Annotated in this window: 18 protein-coding genes and 1 tRNA gene; 15 read left to right on the forward strand and 4 right to left on the reverse strand. The window is 72.8% G+C overall.

Annotated features, from left to right (window positions below; all coding sequences use genetic code 11):
• Nucleotides 1–136 precede the first annotated feature (136 nt).
• Both ACZ6EM_RS25230 and ACZ6EM_RS25235 read left to right on the forward strand, forming a co-directional pair.
• Entirely contained in the window at nucleotides 137–1696 is a 1560-nt protein-coding gene (locus ACZ6EM_RS25230; protein WP_401045961.1) for an amino acid permease, read from the forward strand.
• A gap of 128 nt (nucleotides 1697–1824) precedes the next feature.
• Nucleotides 1825–3258: a glycosyltransferase 87 family protein gene (locus tag ACZ6EM_RS25235; RefSeq protein ID WP_359899767.1), complete on the forward strand. Its 1434-nt coding sequence runs from the start codon at nucleotides 1825–1827 to the stop codon at nucleotides 3256–3258.
• 96 nt (nucleotides 3259–3354) lie between these two features.
• Here the strand turns inward: ACZ6EM_RS25235 and ACZ6EM_RS25240 are convergent, their stop codons facing one another.
• Nucleotides 3355–5103: a penicillin-binding transpeptidase domain-containing protein gene (locus ACZ6EM_RS25240; protein WP_401045958.1), complete on the reverse strand. Its 1749-nt coding sequence runs from the start codon at nucleotides 5101–5103 to the stop codon at nucleotides 3355–3357.
• Nucleotides 5104–5288: 185 nt separating this feature from the next.
• Nucleotides 5289–7097: a dolichyl-phosphate-mannose--protein mannosyltransferase gene (locus ACZ6EM_RS25245; RefSeq protein WP_401045955.1), complete on the reverse strand. Its 1809-nt coding sequence runs from the start codon at nucleotides 7095–7097 to the stop codon at nucleotides 5289–5291.
• Nucleotides 7098–7194: 97 nt separating this feature from the next.
• Between ACZ6EM_RS25245 and rsmI the strand changes: the two genes are divergently transcribed.
• From rsmI to ACZ6EM_RS25280, 7 genes are all read left to right on the forward strand, one after another.
• Nucleotides 7195–8064: a 16S rRNA (cytidine(1402)-2'-O)-methyltransferase gene (rsmI, locus tag ACZ6EM_RS25250; RefSeq protein ID WP_387692635.1), complete on the forward strand. Its 870-nt coding sequence runs from the start codon at nucleotides 7195–7197 to the stop codon at nucleotides 8062–8064.
• A gap of 235 nt (nucleotides 8065–8299) precedes the next feature.
• Nucleotides 8300–8725 (forward strand): hypothetical protein, encoded by a 426-nt coding sequence (locus tag ACZ6EM_RS25255; protein ID WP_380539298.1) that lies wholly within the window; start codon nucleotides 8300–8302, stop codon nucleotides 8723–8725.
• Between the two features lie 84 nt (nucleotides 8726–8809).
• Nucleotides 8810–10432: a methionine--tRNA ligase gene (metG, locus tag ACZ6EM_RS25260; RefSeq protein WP_401046833.1), complete on the forward strand. Its 1623-nt coding sequence runs from the start codon at nucleotides 8810–8812 to the stop codon at nucleotides 10430–10432.
• A gap of 1 nt (nucleotide 10433) precedes the next feature.
• Complete coding sequence (locus ACZ6EM_RS25265) at nucleotides 10434–11312, forward strand: TatD family hydrolase (RefSeq protein WP_380539304.1); 879 nt, start codon at nucleotides 10434–10436, stop codon at nucleotides 11310–11312.
• 68 nt (nucleotides 11313–11380) lie between these two features.
• Nucleotides 11381–12262: a 16S rRNA (adenine(1518)-N(6)/adenine(1519)-N(6))-dimethyltransferase RsmA gene (gene rsmA / locus ACZ6EM_RS25270; RefSeq protein ID WP_359899756.1), complete on the forward strand. Its 882-nt coding sequence runs from the start codon at nucleotides 11381–11383 to the stop codon at nucleotides 12260–12262.
• Nucleotides 12259–13176, forward strand: coding sequence for a 4-(cytidine 5'-diphospho)-2-C-methyl-D-erythritol kinase (locus ACZ6EM_RS25275; RefSeq protein ID WP_465773283.1), 918 nt, complete (start codon nucleotides 12259–12261; stop codon nucleotides 13174–13176). The genes rsmA and ACZ6EM_RS25275 overlap by 4 nt, the downstream gene beginning before the upstream one ends.
• 173 nt (nucleotides 13177–13349) lie before the next feature.
• The gene (locus tag ACZ6EM_RS25280) at nucleotides 13350–15209 is read left to right on the forward strand and encodes an ABC-F family ATP-binding cassette domain-containing protein (RefSeq protein ID WP_452179521.1); all 1860 of its coding nucleotides are present in this window, start codon (nucleotides 13350–13352) and stop codon (nucleotides 15207–15209) included.
• A 111-nt stretch (nucleotides 15210–15320) separates the two neighbouring features.
• Here ACZ6EM_RS25280 and ACZ6EM_RS25285 read toward each other — a convergent pair whose 3' ends face one another.
• Nucleotides 15321–17369, reverse strand: coding sequence for an FUSC family protein (locus ACZ6EM_RS25285; protein WP_465773284.1), 2049 nt, complete (start codon nucleotides 17367–17369; stop codon nucleotides 15321–15323).
• Between the two features lie 578 nt (nucleotides 17370–17947).
• On the opposite strand from ACZ6EM_RS25285, the gene ACZ6EM_RS25290 reads away from it, so the two are divergent.
• The 4 genes from ACZ6EM_RS25290 to ACZ6EM_RS25305 all read left to right on the forward strand — a co-directional run bounded on the left by ACZ6EM_RS25290 (nucleotide 17948) and on the right by ACZ6EM_RS25305 (nucleotide 23076).
• Nucleotides 17948–18430: a hypothetical protein gene (locus ACZ6EM_RS25290; protein WP_401046845.1), complete on the forward strand. Its 483-nt coding sequence runs from the start codon at nucleotides 17948–17950 to the stop codon at nucleotides 18428–18430.
• 43 nt (nucleotides 18431–18473) lie between these two features.
• Nucleotides 18474–20096 carry a WXG100 family type VII secretion target gene (locus ACZ6EM_RS25295; RefSeq protein ID WP_465773285.1) on the forward strand — a complete coding sequence of 541 codons (1623 nt, stop codon included), beginning with the start codon at nucleotides 18474–18476 and terminating at the stop codon, nucleotides 20094–20096.
• 99 nt (nucleotides 20097–20195) lie between these two features.
• Nucleotides 20196–21557 (forward strand): S8 family serine peptidase, encoded by a 1362-nt coding sequence (locus ACZ6EM_RS25300; RefSeq protein ID WP_452179518.1) that lies wholly within the window; start codon nucleotides 20196–20198, stop codon nucleotides 21555–21557.
• A 148-nt stretch (nucleotides 21558–21705) separates the two neighbouring features.
• Nucleotides 21706–23076 carry an MFS transporter gene (locus ACZ6EM_RS25305; RefSeq protein ID WP_465773286.1) on the forward strand — a complete coding sequence of 457 codons (1371 nt, stop codon included), beginning with the start codon at nucleotides 21706–21708 and terminating at the stop codon, nucleotides 23074–23076.
• A gap of 51 nt (nucleotides 23077–23127) precedes the next feature.
• Here ACZ6EM_RS25305 and ACZ6EM_RS25310 read toward each other — a convergent pair whose 3' ends face one another.
• Nucleotides 23128–23724: a flavodoxin family protein gene (locus ACZ6EM_RS25310; RefSeq protein WP_359899739.1), complete on the reverse strand. Its 597-nt coding sequence runs from the start codon at nucleotides 23722–23724 to the stop codon at nucleotides 23128–23130.
• 188 nt (nucleotides 23725–23912) lie between these two features.
• Between ACZ6EM_RS25310 and ACZ6EM_RS25315 the strand changes: the two genes are divergently transcribed.
• Entirely contained in the window at nucleotides 23913–24392 is a 480-nt protein-coding gene (locus ACZ6EM_RS25315; RefSeq protein WP_465773287.1) for a winged helix-turn-helix transcriptional regulator, read from the forward strand.
• A gap of 171 nt (nucleotides 24393–24563) precedes the next feature.
• A tRNA-Thr gene (locus ACZ6EM_RS25320) sits at nucleotides 24564–24639 on the forward strand.
• The last annotated feature ends 27 nt before the right edge of the window (nucleotides 24640–24666 follow it).

A 24666-nucleotide genomic window follows, 5' to 3' on the forward strand; every position in this document is an offset into this window, starting at 1 on the left:
TAGAAGCGCCGTTTACGAAGTGTCCGGTTTGTACATCACTGTGCGCCAATTCGGACAATGCGCCGGTTGGGACTGTTCGTTTGCGACACTGGTGCTTTCGCCGGGTACTGTCCCATGTTTGTTCGGTTGATCCCCGATGACACCCCAGGGTGTTTCGGGTGACCAGCCACCAGGACACCCTCCCCCGCCCAGAAGGACCGCAGTTTTGGCCAGCAACACCCTTGGTGCGCGTCTGCTGCGACGCAAGCCCGTCTCGACACTGATCGCCGAGACCGAAGGCAAGAACTCCCTCCCGGCCGGTGCGCCCGAGGAGGGCGGGCGCTCCGGCATCCACCTGCGCCGTTCGATCGGGCTGTGGCAGCTGTCCTCGATCGGCATCGGCGCCACCATCGGCACCGGCATCTTCTTCGTGCTGAACACCGCGGTGCCCTCGGCCGGCCCGGCCGTCATCCTGTCCTTCGTGATCGCCGCGGTCACCGCCGGACTCACCGCGCTCTGCTACGCCGAGATGGCCTCCGCGATCCCGGTCTCCGGCTCCTCGTACTCCTACGCCTACGCCACCCTCGGCGAGGGCGTCGCCTTCGGCGTCGGCATCTGCCTGCTGATGGAGTACGGCGTCTCCGCCTCCGCGATCGCGGTGACCTGGGCCGAGTACCTGAACAAGTTCTTCGACCTGGCCTTCGGGTTCACGATCCCCGAGGAGCTCTCCGGCGCGCCGGACAGCACCCACTGGTTCAACCTGCCGGCGCTGCTGCTGGTCGCCATGGTCTGCGTCCTGCTGATCCGCGGCGTCAGCGAGTCCGTCAAGGTCAACGCGGTGATGGTCGCGATCAAGATCCTGATCCTGCTGATGTTCATCGGCGTGGCGCTCACCGGCTTCCACTCCGGCAACCTGAGCCCGTTCATGCCGCTCGGCTTCAGCGGCGTCCAGATCGCCGCGTCCAGCATCTTCTTCTCCTTCATCGGCCTGGACGCCGTGTCCACCGCCGGCGAGGAGGTCAAGAACCCGCGCCGCACCCTGCCGATGGCGATCATCATCTCGCTGGTCGTGGTGACCCTGCTCTACATCCTGGTCGCCCTGGCCGGCATCGGCGCCCAGCCCTGGCAGAAGTTCGACGGCCAGGAGGCCGGCCTCGCCCAGATCCTCCAGGACATCACCGGCCAGAGCTGGCCCGCGATGGTCTTCGCCTTCGGCGCGATCGTCTCGATCTTCAGCATCACCCTCGTGGTGATCTACGGCCAGACCCGCATCCTGTACTCGATGGGCCGCGACGGCATGCTGCCCAAGCGCTTCGCCCAGCTCTCCCCGCGCACCGGCACCCCGGTCTGGAACACCATCGTGGTGGGCCTCGGCGTCGGCGCGCTGGCCGCGTTCATCCCGCTGCGGGTCCTGGCCGACATCACCAGCCTGGGCACGCTCATCGCCTTCTCGGTGGTCTCGATCGGCGTGATCGTGCTGCGCCGCACCCAGCCCGACCTGCCGCGCGGCTTCAAGGTGCCCGGCTACCCGGTCGTCCCGCTGATCAGCGTCGGCTTCTGCATCTACCTGGTCACCGGCCTGCACGCCGACACCTTCCGGGCCGGGGCGATCGCCCTCGCCGTCGCCCTGGTCGTCTACTTCGGCTACAGCATCAGGCACTCCCGGCTGGAGCAGGCCGAGCAGCCGTCCGTGTCCTCGGACAGCTCCGCCGACTGACCCGGAAGCAGAACCCGGGTGAAGGGCCGCCGGCCGCCGAGGCGGCCGACGGCCCTTTTCCCGCCAACGCCCGTCCGGTGTCCAACGCCATGGCGACAGGGCCCGGCTCCCACCCATAACCTTCCACCATGGTGAGCACCCGCACGCCCGGCTACTTCCGCCCGCGCGGCCGCTTCACCGGCCGCAGCAGAACGCCGGCCCAGACCTCCGCGACCGAGGCGTCGTCCGGACCCGGACGACCGCCGCGCGGCTTCTCCGTCCGCCCCTTCCCCCGACAGCGTGGCGAGAGCACCTTTCCGCCCACGCCCGATCGGCTGAATGGCGCCCGGCTCGCCGGGCTCGCCTCGATGCGGACCGTCCAACTGCTCGGCTGCCTGGTCGCGGCCGGCTGGGCCGCCGCCTTCCCGCTCGTGTCCGACCTGGCCAACCAGCGGCTGTGGGGCCTGATCGCGGCCCCCGCCTACGTCCTGGCCGGACTGCTCTGCCTGACCCTGCCGCGTCGCTTCGCGGCCCGCGCCGCCGCCTCGGTCGCCCTCGTCGGGGCCGTCCTGGTCCCGCTGGCCCTGCTCGCCCTGAACGGTCGCCACCAGTCCGAGGTCATGGTGGTCGAACGCTCGGCCCACCTGCTGCTCACCACCGGCACCGCGTACCTGCCGCACCCGGTGGTGGTCACCGACTACAACCCGTACCTGCCGGCGATGTCCCTGTTCGGGATGCCGCGCCAGCTGCTCGGCGACTCCACCGCCTTCGCGAGGGTCGCCGGGGACGCCCGGATCTGGTTCGCGCTGACCTTCTTCGTCTGCCTGCTGGCCGCCTGGCGGCTGCTGCGGCCCGCCCGCCCCGGCGGCGGCGACCCGCGCGCGCCGCTGCTGCCGCTGGCCGTCCTCACCGCCTCGCCGCTGATCGCGCTCGCCCTGGCGGTCGGCGGGGTGGACCTGCCGCTGATCGGGGTCTGCTGCCTGGCCATGGCACTCGCCGAGCGGGACCGCACCGTCGGCGCCGGACTGGTGCTCGCCCTCGCCTGCACCCTGAAGTGGACGGCCTGGCCCGCGCTGCCGGTCGCCGTCCTGCTGCTCTGGCGGCTGTACGGCCGCCGCCCCGCGGCCCGGACCGCGCTGATCGGGGTCGGGGTGAGCACGCTGGTGATCCTGCCCTCCGCGCTGGCCCAGCCGGACGCGCTGCGCGAACAGGTGGTGCGCTTCCCGCTCGGGATGACGGCGATCCGCACCCCGGCGGGCAGCCCGCTGCCCGGCAAGGTGCTGGCCGGCTTCGGACCGACCGGGCACGCGATCTCGCTGGCGCTGATGACCGTGGCCCTGGTCGCGGTGGCCATCTGGCTGCTGGCCCGGCCGCCGGTCTCCGCGATCGCCGCGGCGGACCTGCTGGCCGCCGGGCTCGCCATCGCCTTCATGCTGGCCCCGGCCGGGCGGTTCGGGTACCTGGCGCTGCCGGTGGTGCTGATGATCTGGCCCCGGCTGGCGGCCCGCCGCTGGAGCAGCCGGCGCCCGGTCCCGCCCGGCCGGGTGCGGGGCAGGCCGCAGCCCGCGCTGCCGCGCGGCTGAGAAAGCCCCGGCCCGCCCTGCCGTGAGGCCGGGCGGGCCGTTCGCTCGGGGGCCGGTCGCCCGGGGCCGTTTGCCGGGGGCCGTTTGCCCGGGGGCCTACCGGCCGGCGGCCTTCAGGATGGAGGCGACGGCCGGGCCGGCCGCGTCCACGCCGTGGCCGCCGCCCTGGACCTCGGCGGCCACCGCGAGGTTGCCCCGGTAGGCGGTGAACCAGCTGTTGGTGACGTCGACCCCGGCGACCTCGGCCGAGCCGGTCTTGGCGCCCGCGTTGTCGGTGATGCCGGCCATCACGTCCTTGGCGGTGCCGCCGGTGGCGGTGGCCGCCATCATCGCCTTCAGCTTGGCGTCCACGTCGGGGGAGAGCGGACGGGCGGCCTTCTGCTGCGGCAGCTCCGCCACCAGGATCGGCTGCTTGAACTCGCCGCTCTGCACGGTGGCGGCGACCGAGGCGATGGCCAGCGGGTTCATCTGGACCTTGCCCTGGCCGATGTAGTTCATGGCCTGCTCGTCCTTGCTGCCCGGCGTCGGCGGCACCTTGCCGTCGGTGTTGGGCAGGCCGGTCTTCCACTCCAGGCCGATGCCGAACACGTCCTTGGCCGTGCCGGACAGCGTCTCGGGCTTGAGGCTGGCCAGCCCCTGATTGATGAAGGCGGTGTTGCAGGACATCATGAAGTCCTGCTGGAGCGTGTTGTTCGGGAAGGCGCCCGGGAACGAGTTCGGGATCGGGTGCGCGTTGCCGCTCTTCTCCGGGCAGGCCACCACGGTGTCCGGGTTGACCCCGTTCTCCAGCAGCGCCGCCGAAGTGATGATCTTCATCGTCGAGCCCGGCGCGAGCAACCCGGTGAAGGCCCGGTTCTGTCCGTTGGCCGGCGAGTTGGCGAAGGCCAGCACCTGACCGGTGCTCGGCTCGATCGCCACGACGGAGGCCGGCTTGCCGCCCAGGTCGGTCATCGCCTTCTCGGCGGCGGCCTGCAGGGTGTTGTCGATGGTCAGCTTGAACGGCTTGCCGGGCTTCGGCTCGACGATGGTGAACAGCTTGTCCTGGGCGCCCTTGCCGGCCGGGTCGGAGATCACCACGGCGCTGCCCGCGTCCTGGTCCTTGGCCGGGTCCGGCGGCAGCAGCTTGTTGGCGTTCTCCTGGAGGGTGGTCATCAGCGCCTGGGTGAGCGAGGCGCCCTGGACCGGCTTGCCGTTGCGGTCCACCACCGTGGACGGCGGGGCGAAGACCGGCTGGACGGCGATGGTCTCGTTGCCGGACAGGTGGGGGTGGATCACCGACGGCGCCCAGTGCACGGCCGGGGTGTCGTCGCTCATCTTCACGACGCCGAGGAAGCCCTGGTAGTCCCAGGCCCGGCTGGTGCCCGCGAACTCGGCGCGCGCCTTGTAGGACATCAGGGTGCCGGTGGGGCCGGGCGTGGCGGTGGCGGACGGCGTGTCGGTCGCACCCGGCGTCGCGGAGGCCCCGGCGGACGGCTTGGCGGCGGGGGCGGGGGTGCCGGTGGCGGCGGAGAAGACCTGCTGGGTGGTCGGGCCGAACGGGGTGAGGGTCAGCGCGCTCGGCTTGACCTGGTCGCGGAAGGCGGTCAGACCGGCCGTGGCCGCGGCCGGGTCGTCGGTCAGCGAGGCCGCCTTGGCGATGTCGCCGGCCGCCCAGGCCGTCAGGAAGTCCTTCAGACCGGCTGTCGCCTGCTCGGCCGACGGCGGCTCGGCGACCACGGTGCGCGGCTTCTTGCCGCCGGAGCCGCCGTCCGAGTCGTTCATCAGGCTGTACGCGCCGTAGCCGCCGCCCGCGAGGACGGCGATGGACACGCCGGTGATGATGCCGATCTTCGCGCCACTGCGCATGGTGCAGGTCCCCCAGGGGTCTCGCGGCCGGGCGCAACCGGCCGGGGCCGGAAACGCGGTACCCCCCCACCCTAGGCAGCACGGATCGGTGCGCCGGCGAATCGCCCGGCACTTGTGACGGATCTGGTACGTGTTGTGCACCGCATACGGACGAATCGCGGGAACCCGGTGTGCCCCGGGGCGGATCAGATCCAGGTGTTGAACCACATCCGGCGGCGCCAGTCCTCCAGCGGGATGGTCTGCCCGGTGAACAGCGGGAAGAAGAAGAGGAAGTTCCAGAGGATCAGCAGGATCAGCAGGCCGGCCGCCGCGGAACCGATGATCCGGCGGTCCCGGGAGGCGCCGGGCGGCCCGATCAGCGCGCCGATCAGCATGGTCACCGCGAGCACCAGGAACGGGACGAAGACCACCGCGTAGAAGAGGAAGATCGTCCGCTGCTGGTAGGCGAACCAGGGCAGGTAGCCGGCGGCCAGGCCGCAGAGCAGCGCGCCGGCCCGCCAGTCCCGCCGGGCCGCCCAGCGCCACAGGCAGTAGGCCAGCGCCACCAGGCCCGTCCACCACAGCAGCGGGGTGCCGATGCCCAGCACCTCGCGGGCGCAGTCGGCGGCGGTGCAGCCGGCCTGGCCGTACTTGGGGGACTCGTAGAAGAAGGACACCGGCCGGCCCAGCACCAGCCAGGACCACGGGTTGGACTGGTAGGTGTGCGGGTCGCTCAGGCCGACGTGGAAGTCGTAGACCGTCGAGTGGTAGTGCCACAGGGAGCGCAGGGCCTCGGGTATCCACGGGAAGTCAGTGGAACGGCCGACCGCCCAGTCCCGGCCCCAGCCGCCCTGGCCGGGGGCGGTGCTGCTGGCGAACCAGCCCCACCAGGACGCGATGTAGACCGCGACCGACACCACGACGACCGAGACGAAGGCCGGCACCACGTCCCGGGCGAGCACCGCCAGGAACGGGCGCGGGGCGCCGGCCAGACGGCGGGCGCCGACGTCCCAGAGCACGGTCATCAGGCCGAAGGCCGCCGCGACGTACAGGCCGCTCCACTTGGTGGCGCAGGTCAGGCCGACGCAGACGCCGGCCGCGATCCGGTACGGGCGCCAGCCCAGGTTCAGCCGCTGGGCGAGCCGCGGGTCCTCGACGCCGCCCAGCCTCCGCGCCAGCAGGGCCCGGGTGCGGTCGCGGTCCAGCAGCAGGAAGCCGAAGGCGGCGAGGGTCCAGAACATCACCACCAGGTCGAGCAGGGCGGCCCGGCTGAGCACCAGGTGCAGGCCGTCCACCGAGAGCAGCAGGCCCGCCACGCAGCCCAGCAGGGTGGAGCGGAACATCCGGCGGGCGATCCGGGCCACCATCAGCACCGACAGGGTGCCGAGCAGGGCCACCGCGAACCGCCACCCGAAGGGGTTCATGCCGAACAGCTGCTCGCCCGCACCGATGATCCACTTGCCCACCGGCGGGTGCACCACGTACGAGGGCGTCGTCCGGTACGGGACGGCCGCGCCCGGCGTCATGATCGTGGCGTTGGCGTCCTCCGGCCAGCTGATCTCGTAGCCGCCGTGCCAGAGCGCGTACGCGTCCTTGGCGTAGTACGTCTCGTCGAAGATGATCGCGTGCGGCTGCCCGAGGTTCGTGAACCGCAGCAGGCCGGCGAACACCGCCACCGCGACCGGGCCGAGCCAGCCGGCCCAGCGGCAGAGGAAGAACCACAGGCCCTGCGGCAGCGAGACGCCCATCCGCAGCAGCAGCGGCGACTGCGGCACGTCCCGGGGCGTCACCCGGGGGCCGTCCGGCATCGGCGGCGCCAGGCGCTCGGTGAGCGTCGCCGTGGCGCGGGCGGTCCAGCCGTACCCGGCCAGGCGCTCGCGCCAGCCGGCCGGCCCGGACCGCGGCGCGGGCCCGGTCTGGGGCGAGCGGGGGGACGGCAGGCCGACACCGCCGTACGCGGAGTGGTCCGTACCAGTGGGCGTCTGGGCCGCCGTGTCGCCGTTCATCCGCCACATCGTAGGGGCGCTCTTCGTACGCGTGTCCGCTCCCTCGGAAGCTGACCGAATCGTCACCAAAAGCCCCGGGCACGCGACAGCTGCAAGGATGGGGACCGTGACAGGAGTACTCGTTCTCGCAGGCACCCCCATCGGCGACGTCTCGGACGCCCCGCCCCGGCTCGTCAACGAACTGGCCACGGCGGACGTGATCGCGGCCGAGGACACCCGGCGGCTGCGCCGGCTCACCCAGGCCCTGGGGGTGACCCCGGCCGGGCGGGTGGTCTCCTACTTCGAGGGCAACGAGGTCGGCCGCACCCCCGAACTGGTCGAGGCGCTGCTCGGTGGCGCCCGGGTGCTGCTGGTCACCGACGCCGGCATGCCCTCGGTCTCCGACCCCGGCTACCGGCTGGTCGCCGCCGCCGTCGCCGCCGACGTCAAGGTCACCGCGGTGCCCGGGCCCTCGGCGGTGCTCACCGCGCTCGCGCTGTCCGGCCTGCCGGTGGACCGCTTCACCTTCGAGGGATTCCTGCCGCGCAAGAACGGCGACCGCGCCCGGCAGCTCGCCACGATCGCCGCCGAGCCGCGCACCATGGTCTTCTTCGAGGCGCCGCACCGGATCGCCGAAGCGCTCACGGCGATGGCCGAGGCGTTCGGGCCCGAGCGTCCGGCCGCCGTCTGCCGCGAGCTCACCAAGACCTACGAGGAGGTCAAGCGCGGGCCGATCGGCGAACTGGCGGCCTGGGCGGCCGAGGGCGTCAGGGGCGAGATCACCGTCGTGGTCGCCGGCGCCCCGCCGGCCGCGCCCCAGGAGCTGACCCCGGCCGAGCTGGCCCGGCTGGTCGCCGTCCGCGAGGAGGCCGGGGAGCGCCGCAAGGAGGCCATCGCGGCCGTCGCGGTGGAGCTCTCGCTGCCCAAGCGGGAGGTCTTCGACGCGGTCGTGGCGGCGAAGCGGGAAGGCCTGGGAGGAGCCCCGGGACAGGGGTGAATACCGGGGGTTGCGTTGCTCACGGGGAGTCGTACCGTGGAGGGAAGGCCCCGGTAAACGCCCGCTGAGCTGAAGCTTCGGTCGCGGTTTTCGGTCCCGGGGAGGCCCTTCGTATAGGGCTCCCCAACCGGCATCCAAGTCTTCACAAGTGGGGCGTCACCCGGGGATGTCCGGGCATTTCCTGGAAGGGAAAGACCCAGCCGGGCGAGCGTCCGGCGGGCGCTGGGAGACGGCCATGAGCGATGTTGTCGGTAGCCCGCGCAGTGGCAACGCACTGAGCACCGCCGGTCTGGCCGGCCGGCCGCACACTCCCGTCGAAACCGTACGGGAGGCCTACTCCTTCGCGTGCCTGCGCTGCGGGTACGGCTGGGAGCAGGCGTACGACATCGAGCACCACGTGGCCAAGGACGGCCACGTCGTGTTCGAGTACCACGCCAACGGCGTCCGGGTGCCGTCCCCGCTGCTCAAGCCGACCTGCCCGGGGTGCGGCGGCCACACCGTGCGGATCATGCGCGAGGGCCGGGTGGCCACCGCCGACCAGCAGTGGCAGCACGCCCCCGGCTACCCGGCGCACGCCGAGCCGGCCGGGCCGCCCCCGGTGGCCGAGCCCGTCCGGCCGCGCGGACGCTGGGCCCGGTTCTGGTCGCGGCTGCTGGGCTGACACCGGGGCGACGAGGAGGGACCGCCCCCGGCCGGGAACAACTCGGTCGAGGGCGGTCCGCGCGCCCGACTAAGCTTTCCGACCATGGCGGCCACTGCAGACCACAGCACCACCGGGGCGACCGCCCCGGCGTACTACGTTTCCACCCCGATCTACTACGTCAACGATCGCCCGCACCTGGGCCACGCGTACACCACCGTGGCGGGCGACGTCCTCACCCGCTGGCACCGCCAGCGCGGCGAGAAGGTGTGGTACCTGACCGGCACCGACGAGCACGGTCAGAAGATCATGCGGACCGCCGAGGCGAACGGCGTCAGCCCGCAGCAGTGGTGCGACAAGCTGGTCGAGGAGGCCTGGAAGCCGCTCTGGGAGCACCTGGAGATCGCCAACGACGACTTCATCCGCACCACCGAGGAGCGGCACACCGCCCGGGTGCAGGAGTTCGTCCAGGACCTGTACGACAAGGGCGAGATCTACAAGGGCGGCTACTCCGGCCCGTACTGCGTCGGCTGCGAGGAGTTCAAGCTCCCGGCCGAGCTGCTCGACGGCGCGACCGCGGACGAGAAGCTCTGCACCGTGCACAAGCGGCCGGTCGAGTGGCTGGAGGAGGAGAACTACTTCTTCCGCCTCTCCGCCTACGGCCCGCGGCTGCTGGAGTTCTACGCGGCGAACCCGGACTTCATCCAGCCCGCCTCGGCCCGCAACGAGGTGCTGCGCTTCGTCGAGCAGGACCTCAAGGACCTCTCGATCTCCCGCTCCACCTTCGACTGGGGCGTCCCGCTGCCCTGGGACGAGAAGCACGTCCTGTACGTGTGGGTGGACGCGCTGCAGAACTACATCACCGCGGCCGGCTACGGCAGCGACCCGGAGCGCTTCGCCGAGCTGTGGCCCGCCTCGGTCCACCTGGTCGGCAAGGACATCCTCCGCTTCCACGCCGTCATCTGGCCCGCCATGCTGATGGCCGCCGGGCTGCCGCTGCCCAAGCGGGTCGTCGCCAACGGCTGGCTGATGGTCGGCGGCGAGAAGATGTCCAAGTCCAACCTGACCGGCATCGCGCCCACCGACCTGACCTCGCACTTCGGCGTGGACGCGTACCGCTACTACTTCCTGCGGGCGATCCCGTTCGGCACCGACGGCTCGTTCTCCTGGGAGGACTTCACCGCCCGGTACACCTCCGAGCTGGCCAACGACTTCGGCAACCTGGCCTCCCGGGTCGCCGCGATGGTCGGCAAGTACTTCGACGGGGTGCTGCCCGCCGCCACCGCCGCCGGTGACGCCGAGCAGGCCGTCGCGGACGGGCTGACCGCGGCGGTCGCCGCCGCCGACCTGAAGATCGGCGAGGAGCTGGACTTCGCCGGCGGCCTCGCGGCGATCTTCGAGTTCGTCAAGCAGGTCAACGGCTACCTCACCACGCAGGAGCCGTGGAAGGTCGCCAAGGACGAGTCCGAGGAGGGGCAGGCCCGCCTGGCCACCATCCTCTACACCGCCGCCGAGGCGCTGCGCGCCACCGCCGTGCTGCTCAACCCGGTGATGCCGTCCACCGCCGAGAAGCTGTGGGCCTCGCTGGGCGCCGAGGCCGCCGGGCTGGGCGCGCTCGGCGCGCAGACCGTCGCCACCGCGGCCGACTGGGGCCGGCTGCCCGTCGGTGCCACCGTCACCAAGGGCGAGATCCTCTTCCCGCGCCTCGAAGAGAAGCCGACCGCCTGACATGGCCGCCAAGGACGACGCCCGGTCGACCCCGCCGCCGCTGCCGGAACCCCTGGCCGTGGCGGTGGCCGACTCGCATACCCACCTCGACATGCAGTCCGGCACCCCGGCCGAGGGCCTGGCGAAGGCCGCCTCGGTCGGCGTCACCACGGTGGTCCAGGTGGGCTGCGACGTGCCCGGCTCGCGCTGGGCCGCCGAACTGGCGGCCCAGTACGAGCAGGTGCACGCGGCCGTCGCCCTGCACCCGAACGAGGCGCCGCGGATCTTCCTCGGCGACGCCGACGGCTGGTCCGGGCAGCAGCGGAAGGCCGGCGGCGCCGCCGCGCTGGACGAGGCGCTCGCCGAGATCGACCGGCTCGCCGCCCTCCCGCAGGTGGTGGCGGTCGGCGAGACCGGCCTGGACTACTTCCGCACCGGGCCGGAGGGCGTGGAGATCCAGAAGGAGTCGTTCCGCCGCCACATCGAGATGGCCAAGCGGCACGGCAAGGCCCTGGTCATCCACGACCGCGACGCCCACGAGGACGTCATCGCCGTCCTGCTGGCCGAAGGCGCCCCGGAGCGGACGGTCTTCCACTGCTACTCCGGCGACGCCGGGATGGCCGAGGTCTGCGCCGAGCACGGCTGGTACCTCTCCTTCGCCGGCCCGGTCACCTTCAAGGCCAACCAGCCGCTGCGCGACGCCCTGCTCGCCACCCCGCTGGACCGGATCCTGGTCGAGACCGACGCCCCGTTCCTCACCCCGCACCCCTACCGCGGCCGCCCGAACGCCCCGTACCTGATCCCGGTCACGGTCCGCTCGATGGCCGCCACCCTGGGCCTGGCCGAGGACGAGCTGTGCACGGCCGTCGCGGCGAACACCGCCAGGGCCTTCGGGTACTGAGCCCGAGGCCGGGGCCCGTCCGGATCGGCGCGTCCGGACGGCGGCCCCCGCGCCCGTATCCTTGGCGCGTGAGCACCACCGACCCCACCCCTGACAGCCACCTTCTGGGCGCCGCCGACATCCGGGAGCTGGCCGCCGCGTTCGGCGTGAAGCCGACCAAGCAGCGCGGGCAGAACTTCGTCATCGACGGCAACACCGTGCGGCGGATCGTCCGGGCCGCCGACGTGACGGAGCAGGACACGGTGGTGGAGGTCGGGCCCGGGCTCGGCTCGCTCACCCTGGCACTGCTGGAGGTGGCGCGGCACGTCACCGCGGTCGAGATCGACCCGGTGCTGGCGCGGCACCTGCCGGACACCGTCGCCGCCCGGATGCCGGGCAAGGCGGACTCCTTCGACCTGGTGTTCAGCGACGCCATGGAGGTCACCGAGCTGCCCGGGCCCGCGCCCACCGCGCTGGTCGCCAACCTCCCGTACAACGTCGCCGTGCCCGTCCTGCTGCACATGCTGGCGACCTTCCCCAGCATCGAGCGGACCCTGGTGATGGTGCAGAGCGAGGTCGCCGACCGGCTCGCCGCCAAGCCGGGCAACAAGGTGTACGGCGTCCCGTCGGTCAAGGCCAACTGGTACGCCGACGTGAAGCGGGCCGGCGCCATCGGGCGGAACGTCTTCTGGCCCGCCCCCAACGTCGACTCCGGGCTGGTCTCGCTGATCCGCCGCGAGCCGCCGAGGACCACCGCCAGCCGCGAGGAGGTGTTCGCGGTCGTCGACGCCGCGTTCGCCCAGCGGCGCAAGACCCTGCGCGCCGCGCTGGCCGGCTGGGCGGGCTCCGCCGCCGGGGCCGAGCAGGCGCTCGCGGCGGCCGGCATCGACCACAAGCTGCGCGGCGAGATGCTGACGGTCGAGCAGTTCGCCGCGATCGCCGAGCACAAGCCCGCCAAGGACGCCGTGTGATCACCGTACGGGTACCGGCCAAGGTCAACGTCCAGCTGGGGGTCGGCGGCCTGCGCGCCGACGGCTTCCACGACCTGGCCAACGTCTTCTTCGCGGTCGCCCTCGGGGACGAGGTCACCGCCACCGCCGGGGAAGGCGTGACACTGAGCTGCTCCGGCCCGGACGCCGCCGTCGTCCCGCTCGACGACAGCAACCTCGCCGCCCGCGCCGCCCGGCTGCTCGCCGCCCACCACGGCATCGCCGACCCGGGCGTGCACCTGCACATCGCCAAGGCCATCCCGGTGGCCGGCGGCATGGCCGGCGGCAGCGCCGACGGCGCGGCGGCGCTGGTCGCCTGCGACGCGCTCTGGCAGCTGGACACCCCGCTGCCGGTGCTGCTGGAACTGGCCGCCGAACTCGGCTCCGACGTGCCGTTCGCCCTGCTCGGCGGCGTCGCGCTCGGCCGCGGCCGGGGCGAGATCCTGGAGCCGCTGACCACCGGGGGCACCTTCCACTGGGTCTTCGCGGTCGCCGAGGGCGGCCTGTCCACCCCCGCCGTGTTCCGCGAGTGCGACCGGCTGCGCGAAGAGGCCGGCACCGGCTCCAGCGATACCGACGTGCCCACCCCGGACGCCGACCCGGCGCTGCTCGCCGCCCTCGCCCACGGCGACGCCGTCGCCCTGGCCGGCGCGCTCGCCAACGACCTCCAGCCCGCCGCGCTCTCGCTGCGCCCCGCACTCGCCGCCACCCTGCGCGCCGGCACCGAGGCGGGCGCGCTCGGGGCCCTGGTCTCCGGCTCCGGGCCGACCTGCGCCTTCCTGGTCAAGGACGCCGACGCCGCCGCCGCGGTGGCCGGGGCGCTGCGGGCCTCCGGCACCTGCCGGACCGCGCACGCCACCCACGGACCGGTGCCGGGGGCCTCCCTGGTGGACTGACGCGGTGAGGGCGCCACCCACGGACCGGTGCCGGGGCGTCCCCGGCGGACCGACGCGGTGAGGGCGCTCCGGCGGGCCCATTAGGCTGGAGAGATCGGGGTGTCCCGACAGGGGCACCCGGCCGTTGAGCGGCGGACCGCCCCGCGACCGCCGAACCCAGGAGCGCAGCACACGTGGCCGTCAACCTCGCCACCATCGAGTCCGTCACGAAGGTCTACGGCACCCGCGCCCTGCTGGACGCGGTCAGCCTGGGCGTCAGCGAGGGCGACCGGATCGGCGTCGTCGGCCGCAACGGCGACGGCAAGACCACCCTGATCCGGATGCTCGCCAAGCTGGAGGAACCCGACGGCGGCCGGATCACCCACTCCGGCGGCCTCCAGATGGCCGTCCTCACCCAGCACGACTCGCTCGACCCGACGGCCACCATCCGGCACGAGGTGATCGCCGACCGGGCCGACCACGAGTGGCTCGGCGACGCCCGCATCCGCGACATCATCGAGGGCCTCTTCGGCGGCCTCGACCTGCCCGGCTTCGCCGACGGCCTGGACACCGTCATCGGCCCGCTCTCCGGCGGCGAGCGCCGCCGGATCGCGCTCGCCAAGCTGCTGCTCGGCTCGCCCGACCTGATCGTCCTCGACGAGCCCACCAACCACCTCGACGTCGAGGGCATCAACTGGCTCGCCGAGCACCTCCAGAAGCGCCGCTCCGCGCTCGTCTGCGTCACCCACGACCGGTGGTTCCTCGACCAGGTCTGCACCCGCATGTGGGACGTCCAGAGCGGCGAGGTGCACGAGTACGAGGGCGGCTACTCCGACTACGTCTTCGCCCGCGCCGAGCGCTCCCGGATCGAGGCCGTCGAGGAGCAGAAGCGCCAGAACATGGCCCGCAAGGAGCTGGCCTGGCTGCGCCGCGGCGCCCCCGCCCGCACCTCCAAGCCGCGCTACCGGATCGAGGCCGCCAACGCCCTGATCGCGGACGTGCCGGACCCGCGCGACACGTCCGAGCTGATGAAGTTCGCCAACGCGCGGCTCGGCAAGACGGTCTTCGACCTGGAGGGCGTGACCGTCACGGCCGGCCCGAAGCTGCTGCTGGAGAACATCACCTGGCAGCTCGGCCCCGGCGAGCGGATCGGCCTGCTCGGCGTCAACGGCGCCGGCAAGACCTCGCTGCTGCGCGCGCTGCGCGACGCGTACACCTCCGAGGGCGACGTCCAGCCGGCGTCGGGCGTCATCAAGGTCGGCAAGACCGTGCGGCTGGCCTACCTGTCGCAGGAGGTCGCCGAGCTGGACCCGGCGACCCGGGTGCTCCAGGCCGTCGAGCAGGTCCGCTCGCGGGTCGACCTCGGAAAGGGCCGGGAGATGAGCGCCGGCCAGCTGTGCGAGCAGTTCGGCTTCGGCAAGGACAAGCAGTGGACGCCGGTCGGCGACCTGTCCGGCGGCGAGCGGCGCCGGCTCCAGCTGCTGCGGCTGCTGATGGACGAGCCCAACGTGCTGTTCCTGGACGAGCCCACCAACGACCTGGACATCGAGACGCTCAACCAGCTGGAGGACCTGCTCGACGGCTGGCCCGGCTCGATGATCGTCATCAGCCACGACCGCTTCTTCATCGAGCGCACCACGGACACCGTTCACGCGCTGCTCGGCGACCGGAAGATGCGGATGCTGCCGAACGGCGTGGACGAGTACCTGGAGCGCCGGGCCAGGATGGCCGCCGCGGCTCCCGCTGCCGCTCCGGCGGGCGCGGGCGCGGGTGGCGCGGGTTCGGCCGGTGCGGGTGCCGCAGGTGGCCCGGGTGCCGAGGGCGGTGCCCCCGCGCTGTCCGGCGGGGACCTGCGGGCGGCGAAGAAGGAGATGCAGAAGCTGGAGCGGCAGATCGCCAAGCTGGACGAGAAGGAGTCCAAGCTGCACTCCCAACTCGCCGAGCACGCCGCCGACTTCTCCAAGGTCGCGGAGCTGGACGCGCAGCTGCGCGCCGTCCGGGAGGAGAAGGAGGAGCTGGAGATGGGCTGGCTGGAGCTGGCCGAGCAGGTCTGAGGCGGGTCGCCGGTCGGGCTGCTGGTCGGACTGGTCGGGCTGGTCGGACTGGTCGGGCTGCCGGTCGGGGCGGCCCGAGCCGGGTCGCTCGTCGGCGCGGTCCGAGCCGGATCACCTGCCGGGGTGGCCGCCGAGGAGCGTTTCGAGCTCCTCCGCCGCACGGCCCAGCGCACTGCGCGCCGGGTCGTGCGGGGCGGTCGGACGGGCCGCCGGGGTCGTCGGCGGGCGGTGCGCCCGGGCGGCGGCGGTCAGTTCGTCCAGCGCGCGCCGCACCCGGCCCACCTCGCCCGGGTCCGGCAGCCGGCCGCCGTACCGGATCTGCGCGGCGAAGGCCGCCACCGCGCCCCCCAGCCGCTCCAGCGCCGCCGTAGCCGGCAGCCACCGCTCGGCCAGCCGGCCGGTGGGCGGCGGCTCCGCCAGGCCCTGCTGGACCTCCCGGCGGGCGTCCGCCAGCGACCGGTAGGCCGAGCGGCGCAGCCACACCTGGGCGTTGCCGTTCCGGACGGTGGTGTCGCCGGTGTCGCCGGCGCCGATGGTGGCGGTGGTGTCGATGGTGGCGGTGGTGGCGTCCTGGACGACGGCGTCGAGGTAGGCCCGCAGCGCCGTCGTCGCGTCGACCAGCCTGGGCTCGATCCGATGGCGCGGGCGCTCCGGCCACAGCAGGTAGCCGAAGAGCAGGACGATCGCGCTGGCCAGCACGGTGTCCAGGACCCGCGGCCAGAACTCGGCGGCACCGCTCTGCCCGCCGAGCTGGAGCAGGACCAGCGCCATCGGCGTCATCACCACGGTGTTCAACCCGTAGTGCGCCGCCGTCGCGTACGGGAGCAGGGCCACGCAGCCCGCGGCCATCGCGGTCAGTGCCCACTCGTCGGTGGCGGCCGTGAGCAGCGCCGCGGTCACGGCCACCCCGAGCACCGTGCCGACCGAACGGCTCACCGCGCGCAGGAACACCGACCCGAGATCCGGCTTGAGCACGAAGGCGATCGTCATCGGCACCCAGTAGCTCTTGCTGAGCGGGTAGTTGGCGGTGACCGCCGAACCGACCGCGATGCACAGCGCGACGCGAAGCCCGTACCGGACCGAACCCCGCGACAGCAGCCGCGCCCGCAGCCGCCACGGATCCGGCGGCGGCGCGGGCGCGGTACCGAGCCGGGTGTCGCGGCCGGCCACCGTGTCGGCGGCGGCGCGCAGGGCCACGTCCAGGGCCTGCCGCGACGGGGTGTCCGGCCGCCAGTCGGGTACGGCGACCTCGCCGCCGCCCTGCCGCACGGCGGCCGCCAGCCGGTTCGGCACCTCGGCCACCGCCGGCGGGACCGGACGGCGGGCCCACACCAGACCGGTCGCCGCCTCGGTGGCGGCGAGGGCGGCCTCGTACATCCGGCCGCGGCGGTCCTGTGCGGTCCGGCGGTCCTGTGCGGTCCGGTGGTCCTGTTTGGTCCGGCGGTCCTGTTTGGTCCGGCGGCTCCGCCGGTTCTGTCGGCTCCGCCGGTGCGTGCCGAGGAGGTCCTGGAGCTGATTCAGACGGGCCGTCAGCACCTGGCGCGAGACCCCCGCCCGCGGCCCGCCCAGATCGGCGAGCGTACGGCCGAGCGCGTCGTACGCGGCGGCCAGCGCCCGGTTGCGCGGATCCGCGGCGGGCCGGTTCGGCGCACCCGCCGGCAGCCCCAACAGCACCACGAACGCCGCCCCGACCAGCAGCATCGGCGCCGCCGCCCACCACGGCCGCGGCAGCGGCATCCCGCTGCCCAGCGCGGCCGACACCAGCAGCAGCATCCCGGCCGCCGAACCGCGCGGACCCGTCGCGCTCAGCGCGCCGGAGACGAAGGCGGTCAGCGTCAACGCGACACCCAGGACGAGACCGTCCACGTCGGCGTGCTGAAGCGCGGTGCCGATCAGCATGCCGAGCGCCGAGGCGAGGACCGCCGTCCCGATCCGGGCGGCCCGCAGCCTGCCCGGCTCGACCCGGTCGTTCATCGTCGCGTGCATCGCCCCGAGCCCGGCGAACACCCCCAGATCCAGCCGGTGCGTCAGCAGCCCCACCGTCAACGGCACCGCCATGCCCACCGCCGCCCGCACCATCAGCGCCACCGGCACCGGCGGCCGCGCGGGCCGCGCGGCACGGGCCCACCAGGGGGAAGGAGAGACGTCGGAAGAGCTCACGCGGTCACGTCCGTTCTGCGGCCTCGGGTCGCTGCTGTGCGACATTGCGCGGCAGATGGGGCGTACCGGGTCAGTCTACCCAGGGCCGCCGCGGCAGCCTCGTACGTGTCAAGTTCGTACCGATCGCGTACGGGCGGGCCAAGGTCCCTGCCGGGCCGACAGGGGTGGTGGCTACGATGACGGAGGCGAAAACCGTCCACAGGGCGGTCGGTGCTCCGACCAGGACGGTACGAACCAGAAGTTGACGGTGTGTTGCGGCACGCGGCAGCCCGGGAGGCCCGGGCACGGCGGGCCGTACGGGGGAGAGGTGAACTGCTGTGGCAGGCAATGGTGCAACTAGTCCGGGGACGCCGACTCCTTCGGTGAGTCCGTCACCCAGTCCCACGCCGACGCCGTCGGCGAACCCTTCGCCGAGCGCTACGCCCAGTCCGTCGGCGAATCCTTCGCCCAGCCCATCGGCGAGTCCCGCGCCCAGCCCGTCGTCCAGCCCCGCGCCCAGCGCGTCGGCGAATCCTGAGCCCAGCGCGGCGGGCACCGACCCGAACGGTCAGGCGCCTTCCGGCGACGCGACGCCGTTCATGCTGGAGCACAAGCTCCCGTGGCCTCTGGGTGGGGTCGACCTCGCTCCGTTCGTCAGCACCCTGCAGACGAACGGCAGCGCCAATGACCTGGTGGCGGCCTTCGGCAAGCAGAACGTCCAGGTCGAGCTCGACACGCTCACGACCTTCGCCGGCAAGGTCGAGGCCCTGCTCGCCGCCATGGAGGGCTCGGCGGCGGCGCCGTACAAGCTCCAGGAGCAGAAGCTGACGGGCAAGAGCTTCGCGAGCGCGGAGTTCGCCGAGGCGACGGCCCTGACCGCCGCCTACGAGAAGGTGCACGCCCAGCTCGTACAGCTGCACAAGGACCTCGCGTCGCAGATCCAGGCGATGCAGACGGCGGTTTCGCGGACTGCGAGCATCTACGGAACCAACGAGGACCACACGACGGCCGCTCAGAACGCCGTCGCGAAGAACGTGGGTGCCACCACACCGGCACCGGGGTCGGGCGACGGAAAGTACTGATGGCGGTCCGGGGAGAGTTCTACGGGGAGACGGGGAGCAAGTAGTGGCAGGCAGCACGAACTTCGAAGGAATGGAACACACCCACCTGCGCAAGATGGTGGACAGCACGGATCCGACGACGATCCTCAGCCGCGGCACCCAACTGCAGTCGGCCGGGCGGGTGCTGAAGGAACTGAGTACGGCGCTCAAGTCGCACGTCGGAAACGTCACCTGGGAAGGGCCGGCTGCCGAGAACTTCAAGACCTGGGTGAACAACCTGCAGCAGTCGGCGCAGATCATCGGCGACCACGCCACGACTGCCGGCGACGCGATGCACCAGGCCGGCGAGGCGCTCAGTACCGCCAAGGTCGCCGTGCCGGAGCCTCCGAAGACGGAGATCCAGGCGGTCGACAAGTACAACAGCCAGTCGAACCTGGTGAAGGTGCCCCAACTCGCCGTTGGTCAGTCCGTCGATGCCTACATGAAGACGGTCGACCCCAAGTGGGTGACGGCGACGGAGTTCAGCCTGGCCAAGGCGAAGGTCGAGAAGGAGCACCAGGAAGCCGTTCTCCAGATGGAGAAGCTGGCGCAGGCCTACAGCGCGGCGACGACGACGCTGAACGGGATTCCCACGGACGTGGTGCTGCCGGGAACGCCCGGTTCGGCCAGTAGGGGCGACACTTCCGTCTACCCCAACGGTGGAGGTTCCGGAGGCACCGGCGGCTCCGGGGGTTCGGTACGCACACCCCGTTCGAGTGGTGGACGTGTCGGTGGAGGCGATGGGTCGCCTGGCGGAAACTACGGCGGCGGCACGGTCCTGCCCCGTGACCCTGGTCCGGGCGGCCCCGGCCCGGGCAACCCGGGCAACACCCCGCCCCCGCCGCACGGCGGCGGCCAGGTGCCGCCCGCGCCGCAGGACCCGGGGACCTCGACCCCGCCGTCCTACCCGTCCGACCCGGTCAACCGTCCGGGCACCGATCTCAACAGTGTGCCCACCCTGCCGACCCTCCCGACCCAGACCGGCCCGTACGGTCCGGGCGGCGGCCAGCTGCCCACGGACGGGCCGACCACTCTCCCCGGCTACCCGAACGGGACGGGCGGCCCGAACAACGGGCCCGGCGTCCCCGGCGGCGGCGGCCCGATCACGGCCTTCCCGGGCGGACCAGGCGGCGGCACCGTCCCGACCAAGGGCGGCGGCCAGATCCAGCCGCGGACGACCCCGTTCGGCGGCGGCCCGGGGCAGGGGAGGAGCGGTACTCCGGGACTGCCCAGCGGGACGGTCTTCGGCGCCCGCGAGGCGGGTCCGGGCGGCGGCCGGGTCGGTGGGCCCGGCGGTGCGGGCGGCATGCACCCCGGCATGGGCGGTGCCCACGGCGGTGCGGTCGGGTCCGGCGGCGGTTCGCGTGGCCGGGGCCTGTCCTCGACCACCGGCGGGACGGTCGGCGGTCGCAAGGGGCCGAGCGCGGGCGGGGAGTTCACGCCCGGCGGTACCGGCCTGCGCAACCGCGCGGCGGGCGCTGCCGAGGGCGGTGCGCAGTCCAGGCAGAACGGCATGATGGCGCCCGGGTCCTCGGGCCACGGCAGCCGGAACGAGCGCGACCGCCGCAAGCGGGCCGACTACCTGCACGAGGACGAGGAGACCTGGACGAGCGGTACGCCGCACAGCAACCCGGACGTGATTGAGTAGGACGGCAACGACTGCCCGGCCACTGGGCATCTCCAGTGGCCGGGCAGGCTTGTTCGGGGCACGCTTCCCGGTCGACGGAGAGATTGACGAGGAGTTGTGATGGGGCGGACGAACGCGCGAGCGCGGTGGCGGGCTGCTGCTGCGGCACTTCTGGCGGCGGGAATCGTGGTCGGCCCGGTCGCAGCACCCGCGGTTGCCGATGGCTCGATCCGTGCCGATCAATGGCATCTCGATGCCATGCATGCCCCGGAGATGTGGAAGGTCTCCAAGGGGGAGAACGTCACCATTGCCGTGATCGACGGCGGCTTCAAGTTGGATCACCCGGATCTGGTCGGACAGTTCCTTCCGGGTAAGGACTTCAGTGGAAGTCCAGGTGGAGTCGGGTCCTATGCGGAGGATCACGGCACGCAGATGGCCAGCCTCATCGCGGGGTCCGGGAAATCGGCCGGGGGCAAGGGAGCCTACGGCCTTGCCCCCGGTGCAAGGATCCTTCCTTTGAAGATTGCGAATGGCTCCGAGCATGCGGTGGTTTCGGCTGACTTCCTGGACCAGATCGGGCAGGCCGTGACGTATGCGGTCGAGCAGGGCGCCAAGGTCATCAACATTTCGCAAGGGATGGCCGCTGTCACGACTTCTCCGGCCGATGTGGAGAAGTTGGGCAAGATCCTGGCGTGGGCTCGGGCAAAGGGATCGCTCGTGGTCGCCAGCGTGGGAAACTCCGGCGACAAGGGGAACATCGTCGAATACCCGGGCGGCCTGTCCAATGTGGTCGGGGTGGGCGCCTCGGACCGGAACGGCACAGTCACCGCTGAGTCAGAGCGCGGACCGCAGGTTGCATTGGTCGCTCCCGGTGTGGACATGATCGGGGCCTGTGCAAGTCAGACGGGGTACTGCAAGGGGCATGGCACATCGGATGCGACCGCCATGGTTTCCGCATCGGCAGCTCTGGTGTGGTCGTTGCATCCGGACTGGACGGGAAACCAGGTCCTGCGGGTGCTCATCAATACCGCGGGGAAGGCGAATGATGGAGCCGGTCGCAACGACCTCATCGGTTACGGCGCGGTGCGCCCGCGCATTGCGCTGACGGATCCTGGGGATCCCGGTGCGGCGAACGTATCGCCGCTTCCGGCTGACGCGGCCGTGCCGTCGGTGCCTCCGTCGCCTTCGGCGAACGCGTCGGCTCCCGCGTCGTCGGCGCCGAGTCCGGCCGGGAGCCCGACCGATGTCGCCGTTGGTGCGCCGTCGGCGCAGCCGGTGACGGGGAAGACGGCGGGCCCCAGCAGCACGCTGCCGATCGTGGGGGGTGTGGCGGCCGGGTTGGTGCTGGTGGCGGGCGTGGTGTTCGTGGTGATGCGGCGTCGGAAGTCGGCCGCGCAGCCGGAGTTGGTCCAGGTGCCCCCGCCGCCCCTGCCGTCGTACCGGCCGCCGGTGCCGCCGGAGGACAATCCGTACGCGAGGTAGTCGCCTGCGCGAGCAGGGCCCGTGCGTGGAGGGCGCCAGGGAAGCCTGGCGCCCTTCGCGCGTGGTGGGGGCGTGAGGGCGGTGGGGTGCGCCGGGGTCACTCGGGTGGCGGCTGGTGGGGTGGGGTGGGGGTGGTGAGGGTGGTGGTATGGATGCGGAGGATGCTGGGCGGGTCGGGCAGGTGCGGCGGGCGGCGGCTGCGGCGCTGATCGGGACGGCGATCGAGTTCTACGACTTCTTCCTTTACGGGACGGCGGCCGCGTTGGTGTTCGGGCCGGTGTTCTTTCCCGGGCTGGGCACGGTGGGGGCGTTGCTGGCGGCCTTCTCGGTGTACGCGGTGGCGTTTTTGGCCCGGCCGGTGGGGGCGGTGGTGTTCGGGCACTTCGGGGACCGGGTGGGGCGGCGGGCGACGTTGGTGGTGTCGTTGCTGCTGATGGGGCTGGCGACGGCGGGGGTGGGGCTGCTGCCGGGGTTCGGGGTGTGGGGGTGGTGGGCGCCGGCGGTGCTGGTGGTGCTGCGGGTGTGTCAGGGCGTCGGCTTGGGCGGGGAGTGGGGCGGGGCGGCGCTGCTGATCGCGGAGACTGCGCCGGCCGGGCGGCGGGGGCGGTACGGGGGGTTCCTGCAGTTGGGGCCGACGATCGGGTTCGTGCTGGCGAACGGGGTGTTCCTGGCGCTGCAACTCGGCCTGGACGAGGGGGAGTTCCGCGCGTGGGGTTGGCGGGTGCCGTTCCTGGCCTCGTTCGTCATGGTCGCGGTGGGGTTGTTCGTCCGGCTGCGGGTCGAGGAGTCGCCGCTGTTCCGGACGGGGGTGCGGCGGGAGCGGCTGCCGGTGTTGGAGGTGCTGCGCGAGCACTGGCGCCCGGTGTTGGCGGGCGGTGGGGCGATCACGGTGGGGTACGCGCTGTTCTACCTGACCACGACGTATGCCCTGGCGTACGCGACCACCGGGCTCGGGGTGGCGAGCACGCTGGTGCTGTCGATGCTGCTGGTCGGCGCGGCGGGCATGGCCGCGACGGTGTGGCTGAGCGCCTCGTGCAGTGACCGGTGGGGTCGGCGGCGGACGCTGCGGTGGGCGACGGGCCTGGCCGCGGTCTGGTCGCTGGTGTTGTTCCCGCTGCTGGAGACGGTGAGCCGGCCGCTGATGTTCGTGGCGCTGGCGGGGGCGCTGGTGGTGCTGGGCGCCATGTTCGGGCCGTTGGCGGCGTTCCTGCCGGAGCTGTTCCCGACCCGGGTGCGCTACACGGGCGCGGCGTTGACGTACAACCTGGGCGGGGTGGTCGGCGGGGCGACGACGCCGCTGGTGGCCACCCGGCTGACCGGGGTGTACGGGACGGCGCAGCCGGTGGGCTGGTACCTGGCGGTGCTGGGTGTGCTGGCCCTGGGGTGTCTGCGGATGCTGCCGGAGAACACCGGCGCGGAGCTCGGGTCGGTGGGCGGTTCGGTGGACGGCCCGGCGGACGGGTCCGCGGACGGCGAACGCCGCCGGGCGCCCCGGTTGGGGGCGGACCCGGCGGCGTAGGCGGCCGTGGGCGGGCGTAGTTGCCCGTGGGCGTGCGTGCTCGCCCGGGGCTCAGCCGGCCAGGGCGGCGCGGCCGGCCAGCACGACGGCGGTGTGCCGGGCGACGCGCTCACCGAGGTGCTCGGCGGTGGCGATGTCGGCCTTGTGGACGGCCTCCGGGCCGGCGTCGGACGGGGAGGAGGCGGCGGCGCCGTTGAAGAAACCGAGCCGGTTGAGGTCGTTCTCGGAGGCGGTGGTGGCGTTCCAGCCGGGCTTGAGGCCGAGGTTGACCCAGCTCATGCCGTGCTGGGCGGCGAGGGTCTGGAAGAAGGCGAGGGTGCCCGCCTTGTCGCCGCTCTTGGAGGCGGAGTTGGTGAAGCCGGCCGCGACCTTGTCCTTCCAGGCGTCGGTGAACCAGCGCTTGCTGGTGGCCTCGGCGAAGACGTGGAAGGCGCCGGAGGCGGTGCCCATGTAGGTGGGGGAGCCGAAGACGATCGCGTCGGCGGCGTCCAGCTGCGCCCACTGCTCCTCGGTGATGGTGTCGACGGCGATCGGGACGACCTCGGCACCTGCGGCGGCGGCGCCGCGGGCGACGGCCTCGGCGATCACGGCGGTGTGGCCGTAGCCGGAGTGGTAGGCGAGGGCGACGGTCGGACGGACGGCGGTCATGCGGCACTCCAGGGGGACGGGCGCGGGCCGGCGGAGGCCGGCGGGCAGGCGTGGGGACGGGACGGGGCAGGGCGGGGCCGGGCGCACCGAGGTGGCTCGCGGCCCCGGCCTCGGCTGGTCTCCAATATAGACCAGGTCTCTATTGGTTACCAAGGGTGGATTGGAGACCTCGGGACTACCCTGGAGGCATGACGACGGAGGAAGCGGCCCGGGTCCGGCCCGGCCACCCCGCGGAGCGGGACGAGCGGGACGAGCAGGACGAGCAGGACGAGCAGGACGAGCGGGAAGGTCGGGGTGGGCAGGAGTACGACGTGTTCGCCCGGCTCTGTCCCAGTCGCGAGGTGTTCGCGGAGCTGGCCGACAAGTGGTCGATGCTGATCCTGATGAGCCTCCTCGGCTGCGGGCCGCAGCGCTTCTCCGAACTCCAGCGCGGGGTCGGCGGGGTCAGCCGCAAGATGCTCACCCAGTCGCTGCGCAACCTGGAGCGCAGTGGACTGGTGCTGCGTACGGTCTACCCGGAGACGCCGCCGCGGGTGGTCTACGACCTGCTGCCGCTCGGCCGTGAACTGGCCGAGCTGCTCGCGCCGGTCGGCCGGTGGACGGAGCACCGCGCCGGGCGGATGGCGGTGGCCCGCGAGGAGTTCGACGCGGCCCACGGCGAGGAGTGAGCCGGCCGCGGCGAGGGCGGGACCGCCCCGCGGCGAGGGTCGGATCGGCCGATGGCGAGGGCCGGACCGGCGGAGCGCTCCGGGCGGGGGCCGATTTCCCTTCACGGCATGGAGCCGTGTAATGTCTTCCTTGTTCGAGCGGCCGGGAGAAACACCCGGACAAGCGAGCAAGCCCCTATAGCTCAGTCGGTAGAGCGTCTCCATGGTAAGGAGAAGGTCTGCGGTTCGATTCCGCATGGGGGCTCCACTGAAAGACCCTCGCCTGGCGGCGGGG

The organism is Kitasatospora sp. NPDC041917 (assembly GCF_055589745.1).

Coding starts and splice junctions, on each gene's coding strand:
- ACZ6EM_RS25300 (WP_452179518.1), top strand. CDS start 20,196: ATGGGGCGGACGAACGCGCGAGCGCGGTGGCGGGCTGCTGCTGCGGCA.
- ACZ6EM_RS25265 (WP_380539304.1), top strand. CDS start 10,434: ATGGCCGCCAAGGACGACGCCCGGTCGACCCCGCCGCCGCTGCCGGAA.
- metG (WP_401046833.1), top strand. CDS start 8,810: ATGGCGGCCACTGCAGACCACAGCACCACCGGGGCGACCGCCCCGGCG.
- ACZ6EM_RS25245 (WP_401045955.1), bottom strand. CDS start 7,097: ATGTGGCGGATGAACGGCGACACGGCGGCCCAGACGCCCACTGGTACG.
- ACZ6EM_RS25290 (WP_401046845.1), top strand. CDS start 17,948: ATGCTGGAGCACAAGCTCCCGTGGCCTCTGGGTGGGGTCGACCTCGCT.
- ACZ6EM_RS25230 (WP_401045961.1), top strand. CDS start 137: ATGACACCCCAGGGTGTTTCGGGTGACCAGCCACCAGGACACCCTCCC.
- ACZ6EM_RS25240 (WP_401045958.1), bottom strand. CDS start 5,103: ATGCGCAGTGGCGCGAAGATCGGCATCATCACCGGCGTGTCCATCGCC.
- ACZ6EM_RS25315 (WP_465773287.1), top strand. CDS start 23,913: ATGACGACGGAGGAAGCGGCCCGGGTCCGGCCCGGCCACCCCGCGGAG.
- ACZ6EM_RS25310 (WP_359899739.1), bottom strand. CDS start 23,724: ATGACCGCCGTCCGTCCGACCGTCGCCCTCGCCTACCACTCCGGCTAC.
- ACZ6EM_RS25305 (WP_465773286.1), top strand. CDS start 21,706: ATGGATGCGGAGGATGCTGGGCGGGTCGGGCAGGTGCGGCGGGCGGCG.
- ACZ6EM_RS25235 (WP_359899767.1), top strand. CDS start 1,825: ATGGTGAGCACCCGCACGCCCGGCTACTTCCGCCCGCGCGGCCGCTTC.
- ACZ6EM_RS25255 (WP_380539298.1), top strand. CDS start 8,300: ATGAGCGATGTTGTCGGTAGCCCGCGCAGTGGCAACGCACTGAGCACC.